This is a genomic window from Georgenia ruanii (assembly GCF_009193175.1).
Lineage (GTDB): Bacteria > Actinomycetota > Actinomycetes > Actinomycetales > Actinomycetaceae > Georgenia > Georgenia ruanii.
Genome location: NZ_VUKE01000019.1, coordinates 12572 through 32407, shown reverse-complemented (window position 1 = coordinate 32407; position 19836 = coordinate 12572). Strand labels below are relative to the sequence as shown.

Annotated in this window: 18 protein-coding genes; 11 read left to right on the top strand and 7 right to left on the bottom strand. The window is 75.9% G+C overall.

The window, feature by feature from the left end; genetic code table 11:
* Window positions 1–87: 87 nt before the first annotated feature.
* Window positions 88–2556, bottom strand: coding sequence for an excinuclease ABC subunit UvrA (uvrA, locus tag GD880_RS16580; protein WP_152232727.1), 2469 nt, complete (start codon window positions 2554–2556; stop codon window positions 88–90).
* Between the two features lie 222 nt (window positions 2557–2778).
* Between uvrA and GD880_RS16575 the strand changes: the two genes are divergently transcribed.
* The 7 genes from GD880_RS16575 to GD880_RS16545 all read left to right on the top strand — a co-directional run bounded on the left by GD880_RS16575 (window position 2779) and on the right by GD880_RS16545 (window position 9863).
* A complete protein-coding gene (locus GD880_RS16575; RefSeq protein WP_152232726.1) occupies window positions 2779–5502 on the top strand; it encodes a LuxR C-terminal-related transcriptional regulator in 2724 nt (907 codons plus the stop codon).
* 229 nt (window positions 5503–5731) lie between these two features.
* On the top strand, window positions 5732–5998 hold the full coding sequence (locus GD880_RS16570; protein WP_152232725.1) for a hypothetical protein: 267 nt from the start codon (window positions 5732–5734) through the stop codon (window positions 5996–5998).
* 24 nt (window positions 5999–6022) lie between these two features.
* Window positions 6023–6748 carry a DUF4386 domain-containing protein gene (locus GD880_RS16565; RefSeq protein WP_226909753.1) on the top strand — a complete coding sequence of 242 codons (726 nt, stop codon included), beginning with the start codon at window positions 6023–6025 and terminating at the stop codon, window positions 6746–6748.
* Window positions 6745–7752 carry an NAD(P)-dependent alcohol dehydrogenase gene (locus GD880_RS16560; RefSeq protein WP_152232724.1) on the top strand — a complete coding sequence of 336 codons (1008 nt, stop codon included), beginning with the start codon at window positions 6745–6747 and terminating at the stop codon, window positions 7750–7752. The genes GD880_RS16565 and GD880_RS16560 overlap by 4 nt, the downstream gene beginning before the upstream one ends.
* Window positions 7753–7991: 239 nt before the next feature.
* Complete coding sequence (locus GD880_RS16555; protein WP_152232723.1) at window positions 7992–8549, top strand: DUF2231 domain-containing protein; 558 nt, start codon at window positions 7992–7994, stop codon at window positions 8547–8549.
* A 65-nt stretch (window positions 8550–8614) separates the two neighbouring features.
* Entirely contained in the window at window positions 8615–8863 is a 249-nt protein-coding gene (locus GD880_RS16550) for a hypothetical protein (RefSeq protein WP_152232722.1), read from the top strand.
* An 82-nt stretch (window positions 8864–8945) separates the two neighbouring features.
* Entirely contained in the window at window positions 8946–9863 is a 918-nt protein-coding gene (locus GD880_RS16545; RefSeq protein WP_152232721.1) for a hypothetical protein, read from the top strand.
* A gap of 19 nt (window positions 9864–9882) precedes the next feature.
* Here the strand turns inward: GD880_RS16545 and GD880_RS16540 are convergent, their stop codons facing one another.
* A complete protein-coding gene (locus GD880_RS16540) occupies window positions 9883–10998 on the bottom strand; it encodes a maleylacetate reductase (protein WP_152232720.1) in 1116 nt (371 codons plus the stop codon).
* A 139-nt stretch (window positions 10999–11137) separates the two neighbouring features.
* Window positions 11138–12040 (bottom strand): ribonuclease Z, encoded by a 903-nt coding sequence (locus GD880_RS16535; protein ID WP_152232719.1) that lies wholly within the window; start codon window positions 12038–12040, stop codon window positions 11138–11140.
* Between the two features lie 117 nt (window positions 12041–12157).
* Between GD880_RS16535 and GD880_RS16530 the strand changes: the two genes are divergently transcribed.
* Entirely contained in the window at window positions 12158–13240 is a 1083-nt protein-coding gene (locus GD880_RS16530) for a helix-turn-helix transcriptional regulator (protein WP_152232718.1), read from the top strand.
* Window positions 13241–13383: 143 nt separating this feature from the next.
* Entirely contained in the window at window positions 13384–13731 is a 348-nt protein-coding gene (locus GD880_RS16525; protein ID WP_152232717.1) for a DUF488 domain-containing protein, read from the top strand.
* A 104-nt stretch (window positions 13732–13835) separates the two neighbouring features.
* Here the strand turns inward: GD880_RS16525 and GD880_RS21190 are convergent, their stop codons facing one another.
* The 3 genes from GD880_RS21190 to GD880_RS16510 all read right to left on the bottom strand — a co-directional run bounded on the left by GD880_RS21190 (window position 13836) and on the right by GD880_RS16510 (window position 17289).
* Window positions 13836–15965, bottom strand: coding sequence for an ABC transporter permease (locus GD880_RS21190; RefSeq protein ID WP_152232716.1), 2130 nt, complete (start codon window positions 15963–15965; stop codon window positions 13836–13838).
* Window positions 15966–16093: 128 nt separating this feature from the next.
* Window positions 16094–16882 (bottom strand): molybdate ABC transporter substrate-binding protein, encoded by a 789-nt coding sequence (gene modA / locus GD880_RS16515; protein WP_152232715.1) that lies wholly within the window; start codon window positions 16880–16882, stop codon window positions 16094–16096.
* Window positions 16882–17289 carry a TOBE domain-containing protein gene (locus GD880_RS16510; RefSeq protein ID WP_152232714.1) on the bottom strand — a complete coding sequence of 136 codons (408 nt, stop codon included), beginning with the start codon at window positions 17287–17289 and terminating at the stop codon, window positions 16882–16884. Before GD880_RS16510 ends, modA begins: the two co-directional genes overlap by 1 nt.
* A gap of 191 nt (window positions 17290–17480) precedes the next feature.
* Between GD880_RS16510 and GD880_RS16505 the strand changes: the two genes are divergently transcribed.
* Window positions 17481–18323, top strand: coding sequence for an ABC transporter ATP-binding protein (locus GD880_RS16505; RefSeq protein WP_152232713.1), 843 nt, complete (start codon window positions 17481–17483; stop codon window positions 18321–18323).
* The gene (locus GD880_RS16500) at window positions 18320–19642 is read left to right on the top strand and encodes an FtsX-like permease family protein (RefSeq protein WP_152232712.1); all 1323 of its coding nucleotides are present in this window, start codon (window positions 18320–18322) and stop codon (window positions 19640–19642) included. Before GD880_RS16505 ends, GD880_RS16500 begins: the two co-directional genes overlap by 4 nt.
* A 16-nt stretch (window positions 19643–19658) precedes the next feature.
* On the opposite strand, the gene GD880_RS20445 is transcribed toward GD880_RS16500, so the two are convergent.
* Complete coding sequence (locus GD880_RS20445; RefSeq protein WP_193314572.1) at window positions 19659–19811, bottom strand: hypothetical protein; 153 nt, start codon at window positions 19809–19811, stop codon at window positions 19659–19661.
* Window positions 19812–19836: the final 25 nt, after the last annotated feature.

Here is a 19836-nt window from a genome sequence, read left to right as displayed (position 1 = left end):
CAGGGCCTTTGCCGTGCCCGGCCGAGGACTGGCCGGGGAGCCTCGCACGGCCGGCGAGCCGGGGACGGCTCCCGTCCGGGGAACCCGTCAGGAGCGTGCGAGCCGCCGGGCGAGGTAGGGCGCGGTGGCGCTGCCCGGGGCGTTGGCGACCTCGGCCGGGGTGCCGGTGGCGACCACGCGCCCGCCGGCGTCGCCGCCGCCGGGGCCCAGGTCGATGACCCAGTCGGCGGAGACGATCGTGTCGAGGTCGTGCTCGACCAGGACGACCGTGTTGCCGGCGTCGACGAGCCGGTGCAGCTGTCGCAGCAGCAGCGTGATGTCGGCCGGGTGCAGCCCCGCCGTCGGCTCGTCGAGCAGGTAGAGGGCGTGGCCGCGGCGGGCTCGTTGCAGCTCGGTGGCGAGCTTGATGCGCTGGGCTTCACCGCCGCTGAGCTCGGTCGCCGGCTGGCCCAGCCGCAGGTACCCTAGCCCGACCTCGCGCAGCGTCTCCAGGCTTCGCGAGGCGGCCGGGACGTCGGTGAGGAACACTGCGGCGTCGTCGACCGACATCGCCAGCACCTCCGCGATGTTCGTGCCGCGGTAGGTCACCTCGAGCGTCTCGGCGTTGTAGCGCGCGCCGTGGCAGGTCGGGCAGGGCGCGTAGGTGCCGGGCAGGAACAGCAGCTCGACCGCGACGAACCCTTCCCCCTGGCAGGTCTCGCACCGGCCTTCCGGGACGTTGAAGGAGAAGCGGCTGGCGGTGTAGCCGCGCGCCTGCGCCTCGTCCGTCGACGCGTACAGCTTGCGCACCGCGTCGAACATGCCGGTGTAGGTCGCCAGGTTGGACCGGGGGGTGCGGCCGATCGGCCGCTGGTCGACCAGGACGAGCCGGTCGAACGCCTCGAGCCCGGACGCGTCGCGCAGGTCGACCTCGACGTCCGCGTCGTCCTGGTCCTCAGGGGCCTGGCCGAGGTGGCGGCCCACGACCTCGGCGAGCACCTGCGTGACGAGGGTCGACTTGCCGGACCCGGAGACCCCGGTCACCGCCGTCAGGACGCCCAGCGGCACGTCGACGGACACGTCCCGCAGGTTGTGGCGGGAGACGCCACGCAGGTGCAGCCAGCCCTGCGGGGCACGGGCGTTGTGCTCGAGCGGTTGGACCCGGCCGAAGAGGTACCGGCTGGTGGCCGACTCCTCCACGTCCTCGAGACCGGCGACCGGGCCGCTGTAGAGCACCCGCCCGCCGCGATCGCCCGCGCCGGGGCCGATGTCGACCACCCAGTCGGCACGGCGCACGACGTCCAGGTCGTGCTCGACGACGAAGAGGGAGTTGCCCGACGCCTTGAGCCGGTCGAGGACGTCGAGCAGCGGCTCCGCGTCCGCCGGGTGCAGGCCCGCGGAGGGCTCGTCGAGCACGTAGACGACCCCGAACAGCCCCGAGCGCAGCTGGGTGGCGATCCGCAGGCGCTGGGCCTCGCCCGGCGACAGGGTCGTCGAGCGCCGCCCGAGACTGAGGTAGCCCAGGCCGAGGTCGACCAGCACGTCGACCCGCGCGACCAGGTCGGCGCAGATCCGCACCGCGACCTCGGTCGCCTCCCCGGACTGGGCGCTCGGCGTGGCGGCCCCCGCCTCGGGCAGGTCCGCCACGGGACGCAGCAGCGCCGCGAGCTCGGCCAGCGGCATGGCGTTGACCTCCGCGATCGATCGGCCGGCGAAGGTCACCGCGAGGGCCTCCGGCCGGATCCGGCTGCCGTGGCACACGGGGCATGGGATGCTGCGGACGAACCGCAGCGCCCGGTCACGCATCCGCTGGCTCTTGGAGTCGGCGAGCACGTGCATGACGTGCTTGCGGGCGCTCCAGAACTTCCCGTGGTACCCGTGGTCGATGCGGCCCGGTTCGGGCGCGATGAGGACGGATGGCTGCTCGTCGGTGTAGAGCAGCCAGTCGCGGTCCTTCTTGCTCAGCTCGCGCCACGGCTTGTCGACGTCGATCCCCAGGCCGGTCACGATGCTGCGCAGGTTGGCGCCCTGCCAGGCGCCCGGCCACGCCGCGATCGCGCCGTCGCGGATGCTCAGCGACGGATCCGGCACCAGCAGGTCCTCGGTGACGTCGTGCACCTGGCCCAGCCCCTGGCACCGGGGGCAGGCGCCCGCCACGGTGTTGGGCGAGAACGCCTCGGCGTCCAGCCGCCGGGCTCCGCGCGGGTAGGTGCCGGCGCGCGAGTAGAGCATCCGCAGCAGGTTGGACAGCGTGGTGAGGGTGCCCACCGTCGACCGCGAGCTCGGCGCCCCGCGCCGCTGCTGCAGGGCCACCGCCGGCGGCAACCCGGTGATCTCCCGCACGTGCGGCGCGCCCACCTGCTGCAGGAGGCGGCGGGCGTAGGGCGCGACCGACTCGAAGTACCGGCGCTGCGCCTCGGCATAGAGGGTTCCGAACGCGAGCGAGGACTTCCCGGAACCGGAGACCCCGGTGAAGGCGACCATCGCGTCCCGGGGGAGGTCGACGTCGACGTTGCGCAGGTTGTGCTCGCCGGCGCCCCGGACACGCACGAAGTGGTCGGTGTCGTCGGCAGTCACCTCCGCACCCTATGCACGGGCCCGTCGAGGTGCCGCGTGGGCCGGGCGCGGTGCCGCCCGGGCCGGTCGACGCGCCCACCGCCCTGGTCGGCGAGGAGGCCGCCCGGGGCGACGGCGCACACGGCCGTCCCCGGTGGGTGCGCACACGGGCCGATCGCAGGACCACTACGGTGTGTCCCGCCGGCGCGCGTTCGCGACGGGCGCCACCCGCGGAGGGGAGTCATGGCAGGGCCGCTGCTCCAGAGCAAGCTCCACGTCCCCCGCGGGCGGCGCGAGCTGGTGCCGCGTCCCCGGCTGATCGAGCGGCTCGGGAAGGCGGGGGCCTCGGCGCTGACCCTCGTGGCGGCCCCGGCCGGGTTCGGCAAGACGACCGTGCTGGCGCAGTGGCTGGCCGCCGCTCCCGCCGGCCGGCCCGTCGCATGGCTCTCGCTCGACGTCCGCGACAACGACCCGGCGGTGTTCTGGACCTACGTCGTGGCCGCCCTCCAGACGGCAGTGGACGGGATCGGCTCCGAGGCGCTGTCGCTGCTCCGGTCGGCGCAAGGGACCACCGAGACGGTCCTCGCGATGCTGCTCAACGACCTCGACGAACTCCGGCGCGACGTCGTGCTGGTGCTCGACGACTACCACGTCCTCGACGCACGCGAGGTCCACGACGGGATGGCGTTCCTCGTCGAGCACCTCCCGCCGCACGTGCACCTGGTGATCGCCGGACGCGCCGACCCGGCCCTGCCGCTGGCCCGGCTGCGCGGGCGGGGCGAGCTCGTCGAGATCCGTGCCCGGGACCTGCGCTTCACCCCGGACGAGGCGGCGGCCTACCTCGGCCAGGCCATGGGCCTGACGCTGACGGCGCGCGACGTCGCCGCCCTCGACGAGCGCACCGAGGGCTGGATCGCCGCGCTGCAGCTGGCGGCCCTGTCGCTGCGGGACCGGGACGACGTCGCCGGCTTCATCGCCGGCTTCGGCGGGGACGACCGGTACGTCGTCGACTACCTGGCCGAGGAGGTCCTGCAGCGCCAGCCCGACGACGTCCGCGACTTCCTGCTGCGGACGTCGGTCTTGAGCCGGCTGAGCGGCCCGCTGTGCGACGCCGTCACCGGTCGTGCCGGCGGCGCGGCGACGCTGGAGGCTCTGGAGCGGGCGAACCTGTTCCTGGTCCCGCTGGACGATCGCCGCCGGTGGTACCGCTACCACCACCTCTTCGCGGACGTGCTGCACGCCCGCCTGCTCGGCGAGCGGCCCGGTGAGGTCCCCGGCCTGCACCGGCGGGCGAGCGAGTGGTACGAGCGCAACGGCGATCCGGCCGAGGCGATCCGGCACGCGCTGGCCGGCGACGACGGCGCGCGGGCGGCGGACCTCGTCGAGCTTGCCCTGCCGGGGCTGCGCCGGCTGCGCCAGGAGGCCACGCTGCGTCGCTGGCTCGAGGCCCTCCCCGACGCGGAGGTCCGGGCGAGGCCGGAGCTGAGCCTGACCCACGCGGGCACCTTGCTCATGCTCGGGGAGCTCGACGGGGTGGAGGGCCGGCTGCGCGACGCCGAGCGCTGGGTGGACGGCGCCGCGGCCGCGGGCGAGGCATCCGCCGCCGATGCCCCCCGCATCCGCAATGTCCGGGGGCAGATCGCGGTCTATCGCGCCGCGCAAGCCCGGATGCGCGGGGACGTGGCCGGCGCCATGAGTCATGCCCAGCGCGTGCTCGACCTGCTCGGCGACGACGCCCCGCTGGAGCGGGGAGCGGCGGCCGGGCTGCTGGGGCTCGCACACTGGGCGACCGGCGACCTCGAACCCGCCCACCGGTCGTGGGCCGAGGCCGTGGCGAACCTGGAGCGGGCCGGGCACCACGCCGACACGCTCGGGTGCACCATCGCCCTGGCCGACATCAGTAACGCCCAGGGCCGTCTTCACGAGGCACTGGCCAGCTACGAGCGGGGCCTGCGGGTGGCGACGACGCAGGGCCCGTCCCTGCTCCGTGGCGCGGCGGACATGCATGTGGGCATGAGCGGCGTGTTGATCGAACGCAACGAGCTCGACGCCGCCCGCCGGCACCTGCGCGCCGGCGAGGAGCTGGGCGACCAGGCGGGCCTGCCCCAGAACCGGCACCGCTGGCGGGTGGCGATGGCGCGGATCCGGGCAGCCGAGGGCGACCTGGATGCCGCGCTCGAGCTGCTCGACGACGCCGAGCGCGTCTACACGGCCGACATGTTCCCCGACGTGCGGCCGATCCCGGCGCTCAGGGCGCGGCTGCGGCTCGCACGCGGGGAGCTCGGGGAAGCGCTGGCCTGGGTGCGTGCGCGGGCTCTGTCCGTCGACGACGACCTCTCCTACCTGCGCGAGTTCGAGCACCTCACCCTGGCCAGGGTGCTCCTGGCCCGCTACACGACCGACGGTGACGAGCGCTCCCTCGGGGAGGCGACCGTCCTCCTGGAGCGGCTCCTGCGGGCGGCGGAGGAGGGGCGGCGGACCGGCAGCGTCCTCGAGGTCCTCGTGCTGCGGGCACGGGTCCTCCAGGCGCGCGGCGACGGCGCGGCGGCCCAGGCGGCACTGCGCCGGGCGATCACGCTGGCCGAGCCGGAGGGGTATGTCCGCGTCTTCGCGGACGAGGGGCGCCCATTGGTCACCGTGCTGCGCGCCGTCGAGAAGCAGGGCGCCTCCCGGGCCTATGTCCGCCGGCTCCTCGCCGCCGCGGTCCCGAGCGCGGGTGGCGCGGCGCCGCAGCTCATCGCGCCGCTGAGCGACCGCGAGCTGGACGTGCTCCGGCTGCTCCGCACCGACCTGAGCGGCCCCGAGATCGCTCGGGAGCTCGTGGTGTCCCTCAACACCGTGCGCACCCACACGAAGAACGTCTACGCCAAGCTCGGGGTGACCAGCCGCCGTGCCGCGGTCCGCAGGGCCGAGGAGCTGGGCCTGCTGCCGCGGAGCGCCGTCCGCGCCGCCGATCGGGACCACTGAGGCATCTCAGGCCAACGGGCCCCGTCCGGACCCGGGGCCGGGGGCTTCCAGTCCTCCTCACCGAGGACCAGGCGCGACGTTCGTGGGCGTGGCGCTGACGACCTGCCACAAGCCGTTCACCACAGGGATCACCACATGTGGTGATCCCTGCTCACCACATCCGCTCCTACCTTCCCGTCAAGCCGAACACCGTCGGCCGCGATCGACCCGGGAAGGCAGGAGCTGCGTCATGACACCAACATCGGCTCGGCACCACGACGAGCCCCGGTGGTACGAGATCCGCGTCCAGGGGCACCTCGACCCCCGGTGGGCCGCCTGGTTCGACGGGCTGAGTCTCACCTGCGACAGCGGCGGCACCACGAGCATCCGTGGCCGGCTGATGGACCAGGCGGCCCTGTACGGCGTGCTGCAGCGGGTGCGGGACGTAGGCCTGCCGCTGCTCTCCCTGACCCAGGTCGAACCGGCCCCAGACGTCCCTGCCGCCGAACCCCGATAGCCCGCATCCACCAAGGAGACCGACATGACCACCACCGCCCGCATCTCCGCACGCGAACGCGTCCCGATGAGTTCCCTGAGGAGGACCGCGCTCGTCGCTGGCGCGCTCTACCTGCTGACCTTCGTCTCGATCCCCTCCTTCGTCCTCTATGGGCCGGTCAAGGACCCGGACTACATCACCGGCCCGGGCCCGGACACCCCCGCGTTCCTCGGCGGCGCCCTGGAGCTGATCGTCGCCCTGGCCTGCATCGGCACCGCCGTCGCGCTGTACCCGGTCGTCAAGAGGCAGAACGAAGGGGTCGCACTGGCCTTTGTCGGTGCTCGCGTCCTCGAAGCCGGGACCATCGTTGCGGGCGTCGCGAGCCTCTTGACGATCGTGACGCTGCGGCAGGCGGGCGCCGGGGCGGAGGCGTCTGTCACCGCGCAGGCGCTGGTCGCCCAGTACGACTGGCTGTTCCGGCTCGGACAGAGCACCATGCCCGCCGTGAACGCCCTGTTGCTAGGCACCCTGCTGTACCGGTCCGGCCTGGTGCCGCGCATCCTGCCCCTGCTCGGGCTCATCGGAGCACCCCTGCTGGTCGCGTCCACCGTGGGCACGGTGCTGGGTCTGTGGGGGCCGATGTCCGCCTTCGCGGGCATCGCGGTGATACCCATCGCGACCTGGGAGTTCTCGCTCGGCGTGTACCTGATCGTCAGGGGCTTCAAGCCCGCACCCATCACGGCCACCTTCTCTACGGGCAGCTCCCGATGAGGGCCGCGGTGTACCGACGGTTCGGCCCACCCCAGGTCGTGCAGGTCGAGGAGGTGCCCACGCCCTCCCTGGGCCGCGGCGACGTCCTCGTCCGGGTCCACGCGAGCACGGTCAGTGCCGCCGACCACCGCGCCCGCAGCCGCATCGTCCCCCGCGGGCTGTGGCTGCTGGCCGCCCTCGGCATCGGCGCGTTCCGTCCCCGCCGCCGAGTCCTGGGCATGGACGTCGCCGGCGTCGTGGCGGCGGTCGGCGCGGACGTCACCCGGTTCCGGCCCGGGGACGAGGTCGTCGCGATGCTCGGCGGCCGGTTCGGCGGGCACGCCGAGTACGCCCGCGTGCCGCAGGACGGCGCCATCACCGCCAAGCCCCGCACCATGACCTTCGAGGAGGCCGTGACCCTCGTCTTCGGCGGGATCACCGCCCGGGGCTTCCTCGACCACGTCGTTCTCGGGCCGGGCACCACGGTCCTCGTCAACGGGGCGTCCGGCGCGGTGGGGACGGCCGCCGTGCAGCTGGCGAAGCAGGCGGGCGCCCACGTCACCGCCGTGTGCAGCGCCGCGAACGCGGAACTGGTGACCTCGCTGGGCGCCGACCGGGTGATCGACTACACCGAGGGCGACTTCGCCGCCGACGGCAGGACGTACGACGTCATCGTGGACTGCGTCGGCAACGCCCCCTTCGAGCGGGTCGAGGCTTCGCTCAACCCTGGCGGGGCGCTGCTGCTGGTGGTCGCCGACCTCCGCGGGGTGCTGCTCGCGCCGTGGCGCAGCCGGCGAAGCGGCAAGCTCGTCACCGCGAGCGTGGGCGCGTACCGGGCCGAGGACCTGGCCCACCTGGTGCGGCTGGCCGAGTCGGGGCACCTCCAGGCGGTGATCGACCGCACCTTCGACCTCACCGAGGTCGTCGAGGCGCACGGCTACGTCGACACGGGGCGCAAGAGAGGCGCCGTCGTCCTGACCGGCCTCGCCGGTCGTTCCGGTGCTGGTTCAGAGAGAGCGAGATGATGGGCGGCGCCGTTCGTCAGGCGGCCGCCGCCCCGCCGGCCCCCGCCCGTCACGGCCGGGCTCGCCTCACGAGAAGCCGAGGTGCCCGGCATACATTCATGAGATCTTCGGCGCGGTCCCGGCGAGATCTCAGGAAGAGTGAGCACCGTATGACGTGGTGACCCCGTGACGTCGGAACCGTCGGGCGCGGCTGCGGGGAGTGTCGCCATGCCCCTGCCCTCGAGCCGTAAGGACGCGCCATGTTCGACCTCATCAACGGGCTCCCCATGCATCCCCTCGTCGTGCACGCGGTCGTGGTGCTCGTGCCGCTCACGGTGCTGGGCACGCTCGCCGTCGTCCTCGTGCCGCGCTGGCGGCGCTACGCTCCCGCGGTCGCGGTGGTCGGGACCGTCGCGGCGTTCTTCCTCCCCCTGGCGACGCAGTCCGGCGAGGCGTTCGAGCGACGGGTCGGCAGCCCCGGGGTGCACGCCAGGCTGGGCGAGCAGCTGCTGTACATCGGTCTCGTGCTCGCGGTGATCCTGTGGGTGCTCGTGCTGGTCGAGCGGCGCCACGGGCGGGTCGCGCTGCTCCCGGGGGACCGGGTCACGGCGCGGCCGGGCACGCCGGTCGGCGCCGGCCCGGGCGCGCAGGCCCGTCGCAGCGGGAGCGCGCTGACGACGGTCGTCGCCGCGCTCGCCGTCGTCGTCGCGCTCGTGGCCGGCGTGCAGTGCTTCCGGGTGGGGGAGTCCGGTGCCCGGGCGGCCTGGGGTGGTGTCGCCCAGCTGACGCCGCAGCACGCCGAGCACGAGGCCGACTGACCCCGCTGGCGCCGGCGCCGCTCACGAATCGAACTCCCGTTCGAACAGGGCGTACGATGACTGCCATGGCTGTCGAACCCGTCCCGCTCAGCGAGCAGGCGCACAGCCTGGGGCCCGCGCAGCACGGCGGACCGGTGACCCGGCCGGACGAGCCCCTCCCGGTCAGTGCCTGGATCCACACCCGCCGCGGCCACGAGACGGTCGACGGCGTGGCGGTGGCCTGGACGCCGTGCGCGGTGCGGGTGCGCTACACCGACACCCACGGCCGCGAGGGCTACGCCTGGCTGTGGGCCAACGCCGTCACCCGCCGCTGACGTCCCCAAGGGGGCCGGGCGCCGGTCGGCCGCCCATGCGGGCCGGTCGCGCCCGTGGGCGGCCGGTGGTGCGATGTGCGACATGACCGCCCACGAGACCGCCGAGGCCCCGGCCGAGCTGGCCGCCGCGGCCGAGGAGCTGTACGGCCTCGAGCCGGGGCAGTTCACCCGGGCCCGCAACGACCGGGCCAAGCAGGCCAGGGCCGACGGCGACCCCGACCTGGCGGAGGCGGTCAGGGCCCTGCCCAAGCCCTCCACGGCCGCGTGGCTGGTCAACATGATGCTCCGGCGCATGGGCACCGAGATCGGCCAGGCGCTCGAGGTCGGCGCGGCGCTGCGCCAGGCCCAGCAGGACCTCGACGCCGCCCGGCTGCGCGCGCTGACCGGCCAGCGACGGCGCCTGACCTCCGCGCTGGTGCGCCAGGCACGCACGCGGGCCGCCGAGCTCGGCACCACGGTCAGCGCCGCCGTCGCCGAGCAGGCCGAGAACACCCTCCACGCGGCGATGACGGACGCCGGCGCCGCCGCCGCCCTGCGCACCGGCCTGCTCGTCCGCGCCCTCGAGCCCGGCGGGCTGGGCGGGGTCGACCTCGACGGCGCGGTCGCGGTCCCCGGCGCGGTCGAGCTCACGCCGCGGGAGGAGGCGGCCGAGGAGCCAGAGGACGGCGGCCACCTGCACGTCGTCCCGGACACCACCCGCGCCGTCGAGGAGGCCCAGGAGGCGGTCGACGCCGCCGAGTTCGTCGCGGAGAGCGCCGAGCGGGCGCTGCGCCGGGCGGCGGAGAAGGTGCAGAAGGTCGAGGCCCGCGGGCTGCAGCTGCGCGCGGAGATCGAGGAGCTGCGCCGTCAGATCGACGAGCGCGAGACCCGCCTGCACGGCGTCGAGGACGACCTCGCCGAGGCCGACGACCAGCGCGACGCCGCCGAGGCAGGCCGGGACGAGGCGGCGGCCGCGCTCGCGGCCGCGCGCAAGAAGCTCGCCCGGCTCCAGCGGCGCTGACTCTCGGCGTCGGCTGGGCTCACGCCGCCTCGCCGAACGATGCCGTGAGCACCGCCCGCACCTCGGCGTGCCCCACCGGCCGGGGGTTCGCGATCGGCAGGACGGCGTTGACCCGGTCGATGGCCTCCTCGAGCTGGTCGGCCCGCAGCCCCAGCTGGACCAGGGTGCGCGGGGCCCCGACCTCGGCGAGCAGCGCCCGGATGCCGGCGACGGCGTCGTCGGCGCCGAGGGCGTGCGCGATGCGGTCGGCGGCCAGGGGGACCGCCGGGACGTTGAGCGCGAGCACGTTGGGCAGGACGACGGCGTGGGTCGCCGCGTCGGGCAGGCGGAAGGTGCCGCCGAGGACGTGGCAGATCGTGTGGTGCAGCCCGGTGCCGGTGATGGCGTAGGTGCCGCCGGCGAGGAACGCGCCGTAGAGCAGCTGCTCCCCGGCGGCGATGGGCGTGCCCACCCATGCCGCCACCGGGTCGCGCAGGGCCGCCTCGGGGGAGCCGGCCTCGCGCAGGCTCTCGCGGGTGAGCGAGCGCAGCCCGGTCGCCAGGGCCCGGATGGCCTCGTCGGCCAGGGCCGAGCTGACCGGGTTGGCCCCCGGCGCCCAGTGCGCCTCGATGACGTGCGCCATCGCGTGCAGGGCCGAGGCGACGGCCAGGCGCCGCGGCATCCGGTCGGTCAGGTCCGGGTCGAGGACGACCGTGCGGGGCAGGACGGCGGGGTCGGTGCCCGTCTCCCGGCGCCCGCCGCGGGTCAGGCCCCACACCGGCGTCATCTCGGTGCCCGCGTAGGTCGTGGGCACGGCGAGGATCGGCAGGCCGGTCTCGCGGGCGATGATCTTGGCCGTGCCGGTGGTCGACCCGCCGCCGATGCTCAGCACCGCGTCGGCCCGGCGCTGCCGGGCGAGCGCGACGGCGCGCTCGGCGACGGTGATGGGCACGTGCTGCTCGACCCCGGTGAACCAGGCGACCGTCGCCTCGGCGAACGGGGCGGTGGCCTCCCGGGCGAGCATCTCGTGGGAGGGGTCGGCGACGACGATGAGCCGCTGGGCCCCCAGGCGCTCCACCTCGGCCGGCAGCGCGGCGCGCAGCCCGCCGCGGCCGAAGACCACCCGCGCCGGCGAGGTCTCGAAGGTGAACTGCATCGCAACCTCCGTCTCCCTGAGGGTGGGGGTGCGGCGGCGGCCCGCGGCGGACCGTCCCGCGCGCTGCTCACATCATCGCGCTCCTGCGCGCGGATGGGGCGCGCATGGCGTCCGGGGCGCCCGAACCCGTCGGCGCGGATCACCCACGTCCCGCGCCGACGGCGCGGCGGCGGGGCAGGGCGACGCGGTCGAGGTCGGCGGCGGCCAGCACCGTGGCCCGGCCCGCCCGCGCCCGTGCCTGCGCCGCCAGCCCGGTGGTGTCGGGGTAGCGCGCGGAGAAGTGGGTGAGCACGAGGGTGCGCGCCGCCCCGCGGCCGGCGAGGGCCCCGGCCTGCCCGGCGGTGAGGTGCCGGTACGCCGCGGCCAGGTCGGCGTCCTCGTCGGCGAAGGTGCACTCGGTGACGAGCAGGTCCGTGCCCTCGGCGAGCTCCTCGGCGCCGGGGCACGGCGCGGTGTCCATGACGAGGGCGAAGCGCTGCCCGGGCCGCGGCACGCTGACGTCCTCCAGCCGCACCGCCCCCACCCGGCCCTCGCGCTGCAGCCGGCCCACGGCCGGCCCGGAGAGGCCGGCGGCCGCGAGGCGCTCGGGCACCAGCGTGCGGCCGTCGGGCTCGGTGAGCCGGTATCCGTAGGTCTCCACCCGGTGGTGCAGCGGCACCACCGCCAGCCCGTCGGCGACCTCCCCGGGCGCGCCGTGCGGGACGAGGCGCAGGTCGATCCCGGGCCCGGCGAGCCCCACCAGCGCGCGGACCACCTCCTCGCCCGAGGCGGGGAAGTGCAGGTGTACGGGGTGGGCCACGCCGTCGACCGCCATGCGGGCCAGCACCCCGGGCAGGCCGAAGCAGTGGTCGCCGTGGACGTGCGTGAGGCAGATGCGGGTGATCGACGACGCCGCCACGCCGGCGTGGATCATCTGCCGCTGGGTGCCCTCGCCGGGGTCGAAGAGCAGGCCCTCGCCGTCCCAGCGCAGCAGGTAGCCGTTGTGGTTCCGGGTCCGGGTGGGCACCTGGGAGGCGGTGCCCAGCACGATCAGCTCACGCACCCGCCGACCCTCTCAGCCGGTCCCGGGGATGTCACCCGGGCGCGGCCCGCCGCGGCGTGCCGGGACCTCCGGGCGCAAACGGCCCCCGAAAGCCCGGATCCCGGCCACGATGTGCCCATGGTGAGCATCCGTGTCGAGCCGGTGCGCCGCCGGCTCGAGTCGGTGGTCCGCGCGGGGCTGGGGCCGGCGGCCTACGTCGAGGCGGCGCTCGACGTGCTGGCCCGGACGGTGCCGTTCGAGTCCGCCTGCCACGGCACCCTCGACCCCGCCACCGGGCTGCTGACCGGATCCGTCAAGCGCCACCTCACCAGCGCCTACGACGAGGACTTCCTGCTGCACGAGTACGTCCTCGACGACGTCAACCTCTTCGCCGACCTCGCCCGGCGCCCCCGGCCGGTGGGGGTGCTCGGCGAGGAGACGGGCGGGGACCCCCGGCGCAGCTCGCGCTACCGCGAGCTGTTCGAGGTCTATGGCGTCGAGCACGAGCTGCGCGCGGCGCTCGTCGTCGCCGGCGTCGCCTGGGCGACGCTGGCGCTGTACCGGGAGAGCGGGCCGGCCGCGTTCACCCGGGCGGAGGCCGACGTCGTGGCCGCGGTCGCGCCCCTGCTCGCCGTCGGCGCTCGCACCGCCGCGGTGACCGCCCGGGCCCGGGCCGAGCTCGCGCGTCCCGAGGCTGGAGGACCGGGCGTGCTCGTGGTCGACGACGCGGGCCGGGTCGTGCAGTCCACCGCGGCCGCGGAGCGGCTGGTCGCCGACCTCGGGGGCACGCTGGGCGGCGCGCTCCCCGTGGTGCTGGGCGCCATCATCGCCGCCGCCCGGGGCTTCGCGGCCGGTCGGTGCGCGGTGGAGCCCCGGGCGCGGGTGCGCGCCGGCACCGGCCGCTGGCTCGCCGTGCACGCGGCGCCGCTGCGGCACCACGGCGGTGGGGCGCCGCAGGTCGTGGTCACCATCGAGGAGGCCGGCCCCACGGAGGTGGTGCCGCTCGTCGTCGCCGCGCTCGGGCTGAGCCCCCGCGAGCGGGACGTGGTGGCCGCGGTCCTGCGCGGGGCCAGCACCAGCGAGATCGCGGCCGCGCTGCACCTGTCCGGCTACACCGTGCAGGACCACCTCAAGTCGGTGTTCGAGAAGGCCGGCGTCTCCAGCCGCCGCGAGCTGGTCGCGAAGGTGTTCTTCGACCAGTACGCCCCACGGCTGGGCTGAGGCCCGCGTCTCCGGCGCGGCCGCCTTGTGTGTGCGGCGCTGCCACGTCTCCGGCGCGGCCGCGCTGTGCGTGCGGCGCTGCCACGCCCCGCGGCCCGCCTGACACCCTTTCGGGACACACCGGCACGGGCCACCATGGCCCCATGACCTTCACCGTCGCTCGCGTCTACGACCCGCCGGCCGACGACGGCGGCGCCCGCGTGCTCGTCGACCGGCTCTGGCCCCGCGGCCTGGCCAAGGCCGACGCGCACGTGGACCTGTGGCTCAAGGAGGTCGCGCCGTCGACCGACCTGCGCAAGGTGTTCCACCACGACCCCGACCTCTTCCCGGAGTTCACCCGCCGGTACCGGGCCGAGCTGGACGCCAACCCCGCGGTGGACCAGCTTCGCGAGCTCGAGCGCGAGCACGGCACGGTGACCCTGCTGTACGGGGCCAAGGACACCGAGCACAACCAGGCCGTCGTGCTGCGCGACTACCTCACTGGCGGCTGAGCGGGGTCGAGGGGCCAGGCGGGCGCGCTCGGCGGTGCTGGCCGGTGCAACGTGGGCGGCCGCGATCCGCGCCGGGGCCCGTCACACCGGGAAGCCTGGGCCCATCACGCCGGGAAGATCGTCACCTCGGCGGCCTTGACGCTGAACAGCACGGCCGCGCCGTGCTCCAGGCCGAGCTCCGCGACGGAGGCGGGCGTGATGTCGGCCGCCACGGCGTGGCCGTCCGCCGTCGTCGCGCGCACCCGGACGAGCTCGCCCAGGTGCTCCAGCCCGGTGACGGTGACGCCGACGACGTTGCGCGGGCTGCCGCCCGGCGGAGCCCGGTGCACGCTGACGGCGCGCGGGCTGAACGTGGCTGCCACCTGCTCGCCGGGCTGGCAGGCCGGGTCGACGAGGCCGTGCAGCACGAGGGGGCCGACCCCGGCGTGGCCGGCCGGGGCGCGGTCCGGCGGCGGGCCGCCCACGGCCGCGCGGCCGGCGGTCATCGCGTCGCGCTCCGGCGTCAGCCCGCCGAGGACGAGGTTGACGCCGGCGAGCCGGGCGGCGAAGGCCGAGCGGGGGCGGGCGAGCACCTCCAGCGCGGAGCCCTGCTCGACGACCCGGCCGCCGTCGAGCACGACGACGGCGTCGGCCAGGGCGAGGACGTCGAGCAGGTCGTGCGTGACGAGCACCGCCGTGCGACCCGACCCGCGCAGCAGGGTGCGCAGCACCTGACGCATCGCGACCGCGGCCGAGACGTCGAGGGCGGAGAGCGGCTCGTCGAGCAGGAGCACGTCCGGCTCGGGGGCGAGGGCACGCGCCAGGGCCACCCGCTGCGCCTGGCCGCCGGAGAGCTGGTGCGGGCGGCGCCCGGCCAGCGCCTCGGCGCCGACCTGCGCGAGGCGCTCGCGGGCGAGGCGCTCGGCGCTGGCCCGGGCGACGCCCCCGGCGCGAGGGCCGAACGCGACGTTGCCCAGGGCGTCGAGGTGGGGCAGCAGCAGCGGCTCCTGGGCCAGCAGCGCCACGCGCCGGGCGTGCGGTGGCACCCAGCTGGCAGCGTCGGCCACGGTGCGCGCGCCGATGCGCACCTCGCCGCCCCCCGGGCGCACGAGCCCGGACAGCAGGCCGAGCAGCGTGGACTTCCCGGCGCCGTTGGGGCCGAGCACGGCGACGACCTGCCCGCCGGGGAGCTCGACGTCCAGGTGCGCGCCGCGCTCCGGCACGCTGGCGTGCACGGCGATCGAGCCGGCGGGTGCCGGTCCCCGGGCGGCGGCCTGGCGGGCGGCGCCTCGCCTCGCCGCCGCGGCCGGAGCGCGTTGTGGTGAGCTTTCGTCAGGCAATGCCTGCCGAATGTCCACCGCTGCGGCCGGACGAGTACCAAGACCGGTGGGATCGGGTGCGGCGAGGGGAGAGGTGGTGTCGTCCGGCTCTTCCGGGGCGCCCGCGTCGTCGGTTCCCGGGCCGCGGCGCCGCCCGCGCTGCGTCGCGAGCACGATCACCGCGGCCACGGCGATGAGCACCACCGACAGGGCGAGCGCCGCGTCCGGGTCGGTCTCGCGCTGGAGGTAGATCTCCAGCGGCAGGGTGCGCGTGACCCCCTGGAGCGAGCCGGCGAAGGTCAGCGTCGCGCCGAACTCCCCGAGCGAGCGCGCGAACGCCAGCGCGGTGCCGGCGCCGAGGGCGGGCAGCAGCAGCGGCAGGGTCACCCGGCGCAGCACCGTCGTGGGCCGGGCGCCCAGGGTGGCGGCGACGTCCTCGTAGCGGTGCCCGGCGGTGCGCACCGCGCCCTCGAGCGAGAGCACGAGGAAGGGCAGGGAGACGAAGGTCTGCGCGAGGACCACCGCCGCCGTCGTGAAGGCGACGTCGATGCCGAGCGCCTCCAGGCGCGCCCCGAGCAGCCCGCGGCGGCCGAGCGTGGTCAGCAGCGCCAGACCGGAGACCACCGGCGGCAGCACGAGCGGTAGCAGGACGAGCGTGCGCACCACCCGCTGCCCGGGCCAACGCGTGCGCGCCAGCACGAGCGCCAGCGGCACCCCCAGCAGCACGCACAGCGCCGTCGCCGCCAGCGACGTGCGCAGGCTGAGGAGCAGCGCGTCCACCGAGGCCTCGGTCGCGAGCAGCGCGGGGAACCGCGCCCACGGCACCCGCAGCAGCATCCCGAGCACCGGCAGGGCGAGGAGGAGGACGGCGATCGCGGCCGGCGCCGCCACCCACCGGGGCAGGCCGGCCGGGACCGCGGCGCGCGGCCGCCCCACGGGCGGGACGCCGCGTCCGCGGGGAGCTGCGGGTCGGCTCACGGCAGCCGGCGTCCGGCGTCCGCTGGGAGCTGCGGGTCGGCTCACGGCAGCCGGCGTCCGGCGTCCGCTGGGAGCTGCGGGTCGGCTCACGGCAGCCGGAACCCGGCGTCCGCGAGGACCGTGCGGCCGGCCTCGCCCGTCAGGGTGTCGACCCACAGGCGGGCCAGCTCGGGGTTGCGGCTCTCGGCAAGGGCCGCCACCGGGTAGCGGTTGACGACGCGATCGGCGCCGGGCACGTTCACGACCTGCACGGCGTCGCCCGCCCCGGTCGCGTCGGTGGTGTAGACGAGGCCCGCGTCGGCCTGGCCCGAGCTGACCTTGCCGAGCACGTCGGTGACCGAGGACTCCTCGCTGACCGGGTGCAGCCGGACGCCCTCGAGCGTGGCCAGCTCCGCCGTCGCCGCCCCGCACGGCACCTGCGGGGCGCACACGACGAGCTTGGCGCGATCGAGGCTGGCGTCCAGGCCGGTCACCCCGGCGGGGTTGCCGGGCGGGACCACCAGCGTGAGCACGTTCTCGGCGAACACGACGGGGTCACCGGCGACGGCGCCGCCGTCGACGGCCTGCTTCATGGTCGACTCGTTGGCCGTGGCGAGGACGTCGGCCGGGGCGCCGGCGAGGACCTGCGTGGCGAGGTCCGAGGAGCCCGCGAACGAGAAGCTGACGGTGACACCGGGATGCTCGGCCTCGATCTGGTGACCGAGCTCTTCGAACACCCCGTGCAGCGACGCCGCGGCGAAGACCGTGAGCTCCCCGCGCGGGCTCTGGGAGGTGGTGCCGTCAGCGCTGGCGGCCTCGCGGCCCGGGCTGCCGCAGGCGGTGAGCGCGAGCGCGGCGACGGCGGGGAGCAGCACGAGCGCCCGGGCCCGGCGCATCAGACCGCCTTCGGGGTCTCGATGATCACCGTGGTGGCCTTCACGACGGCGGTGGCCAGCGAACCGGGCTCGAGGCCCAGCTCCTCCGCCGCCTCCCGGCTGATGAGCGAGACGACCCGGTACGGCCCGCACTGCAGCTCGACCTGCGCCATCACCCCGTCGGCGACCACGCGCGTGACGAGCCCGGTGAACCGGTTGCGGGCCGAGCGCCCGACCCGGTCGTCCGGACCCGCGGGCGGGGCGGCGTGCAGCTCCTGGGCGTGGCGGGCGAGGTCGGCGCCGTCGACCACCTTGCGGCCGGCGGCGTCGACCGACGCCTCGAGCCGGCCGTCGTCGGCCCAGCGGCGGACGGTGTCGTCGCTGACGCCCAGCAGTGCGGCGGCCTCGCTGATCCGATACTGCGGCATGGCGACGACTCTAGTGCCGCGCTCGCGGCCGGATCTAGGTCATTGTCCCGCTCCTGCGGGTGAGGGGTGTTCGTTGTGCCCGCGTGCGACGCGAGGGCGACCCGCCGGTCCGCCCGGGGACGGACGGCGGGCGGACGGGATCATCCCGGTGCCCGATGCCGCGGGCCGCGCGCCCCGCGGAGGATCGGGGCATGAGCCAGCACCCGCCCGTTCCGTTCGCCGGCACCGTGAGAGGGGCCGGCGCCCCCGCCCCGGCGGTTCCGCCGTCCTCGGCCGCTCCGGGCCCCGTCCCGGCGGCCGCCGCCGCTCCCGCACACGCCGCCGATCCCGCACACGCCGGCGCCGCCGTCCTCGCCGCCCGCGGCCTGACCAAGACCTACGGGACCACGACCGCGCTCGCCGGGGTGGACCTCACCGTCCGGCGCGGGGAGTCGGTGGCGATCATGGGCGCCTCCGGCTCCGGCAAGACCACCCTGCTGCACTGCCTCGCCGGCATCGTCCGGCCGGACGGCGGCGACGTCCGCCTCGCCACGGCGGCCGGCGACGTCGTGGTCAGCGCCCTCAACGAGGCCGGCCGCTCCCGGCTGCGCCGCGAGCAGTTCGGCTTCGTCTTCCAGGAGGGGCTGCTGCTGCCCGAGCTCACGGCGCTGGAGAACGTCGCCGTCGCCCTCATGCTCGGCGGCGCCGCCCGCCCGGCGGCGGAGCACGCCGCCGCGGGCTGGCTGCACGCCCTGGGGCTGGCGGGCATGGAGCACCGACGCATCGGCCAGCTCTCCGGCGGCCAGGCCCAGCGCGTCGCCATCGCTCGCGCCCAGGTCACCGGGGCGCCGGTGACCTTCGCCGACGAGCCCACCGGGGCGCTGGACTCCGCCACCTCGGCCGAGGTCATGGACCTGCTCCTGGGGGCCACCACCGGCACCGGCCGCACGCTGGTCGTCGTCACCCACGATGAGGGCGTGGCGGCCCGGTGCACCCGCGTGGTGCGGCTGCGCGACGGGCGCGTCGTCGCCGAGCACGCCGGGGGTGCCCGGTGACCACCCTGCGCCTGCTGTGGCTCCTGGCCCGGCGCGGCTCCGCCGCCCGCGGCACGATGGCGCTGCCGGTGGTGGCCTTCGCGGCCACGACCACGCTGCTGCTGACGGTGCTCGCCGGCGCGGTGTCCTTCCTGCGCTGGCAGGACGAGATGGCGACCTTCTACCAGTCGTTGGCAGCCCTGGCGGTGATCCTCCTCGTGCTGCCGCTGCTCACCCTGGGCGGGTCCGCGGCCCGCCTGTCCGCGCGGCGGCGCGACGACCGCCTCGCCACCCTCCGCCTGCTCGGGGCGACGCCGGCGACGGTCGCCGCGATGACGGTCGCGGAGTCGGCGGCCCTGGCGCTCGGCGGGGCGGTGGCCGGCGTGCTGGGCTACTTCCTGCTCGGCCCGGCGGTGCAGCAGGTCCCCTTTCGCGGCGAGCCGATCGGCGCCGCCTACTGGCTCCCGCCCCTGGCCGTGCTGGCCGCCGTGGCCGCGGTGACGGTCCTCGGCGCCGTCAGCGCCGCGGTGGGCCTGCGCCGGGTGGTGATCTCGCCCCTGGGGGTGCGCACCCGCCAGAGCACCGACCGGGTGCGCGGCGCCCGGGCCGTCGTCGCCGTGGTCGTGGTGGCGGTCGCCGTCGTCGCGCTCCAGTCGAGCTTCCGCGACGTCGCCGTGGCCGTGGCGGTCATCCTCGGCGCGTTCGCCGCCGGGCTCGGCGTGCTCAACCTCGTCGGTCCCTGGGCGGTGGGCGTTGTCGCCCGGGTCCAGCTGCGCCGGGCCATGACGGTCGAGAAGCTCATCGCCGCGCGGCAGGTCCTGGAAGCGCCGAAGGCCGTCTGGCGGCAGGTCGGCGGCGTGGCGATGACGAGCTTCGTCGCCGTCTTCGCCGGCACCGGGGTGGCGATGATGGCCGGCCAGGAGCCGACGTCGGGACCGGAGATGTACCTCGCGCAGGACATTCGCACCGGCATCCTCATCACGCTCGTCGCCTCGTTCCTCACGGTGGCGTGCTCGGTGGGGGTGAACCAGACCGCGCAGGTGCTCGACCGGGCCGACCTCTACGTCAGCCTGGACAAGCTCGGCATGCCCCGGAAGACCCTCGATGCGGCCCGCACCCGCGCCGTCATGGTCCCGCTGCTGACCGTGGCGCTCGGCTCCGCCGGGGTCGCGGCCGCGCTCATGCTGCCGTTGGTCGGCCTGGCACTGGTGATGGCGCCGCTGTCGGTCGCGGTGCTGCTCGCCTGCATGGCGGCCGGGGTGGGCCTGGTGCGCCTGGCGCTCGTGGGCACCCGGCCCGTGGTGGGGGCGGTGCTGGCCGCCGGCGGGACTGGCGCCTGAGGCCGGCCGCGCCTGGTCAACGCCGGTCGGCCCGCCAGGCGAGCACCAGCAGCACGAAGATCACGACGTCGACGATCAGGAAGAGGACGCTCTCGGGCTCGTCGTAGGCGGTCACCTTCGCCACCGTCACCACGCACATGATCGGCAACGCCAGGAACCCGAGGGCCATCCGCCGACGACCAGGACATGGTCCG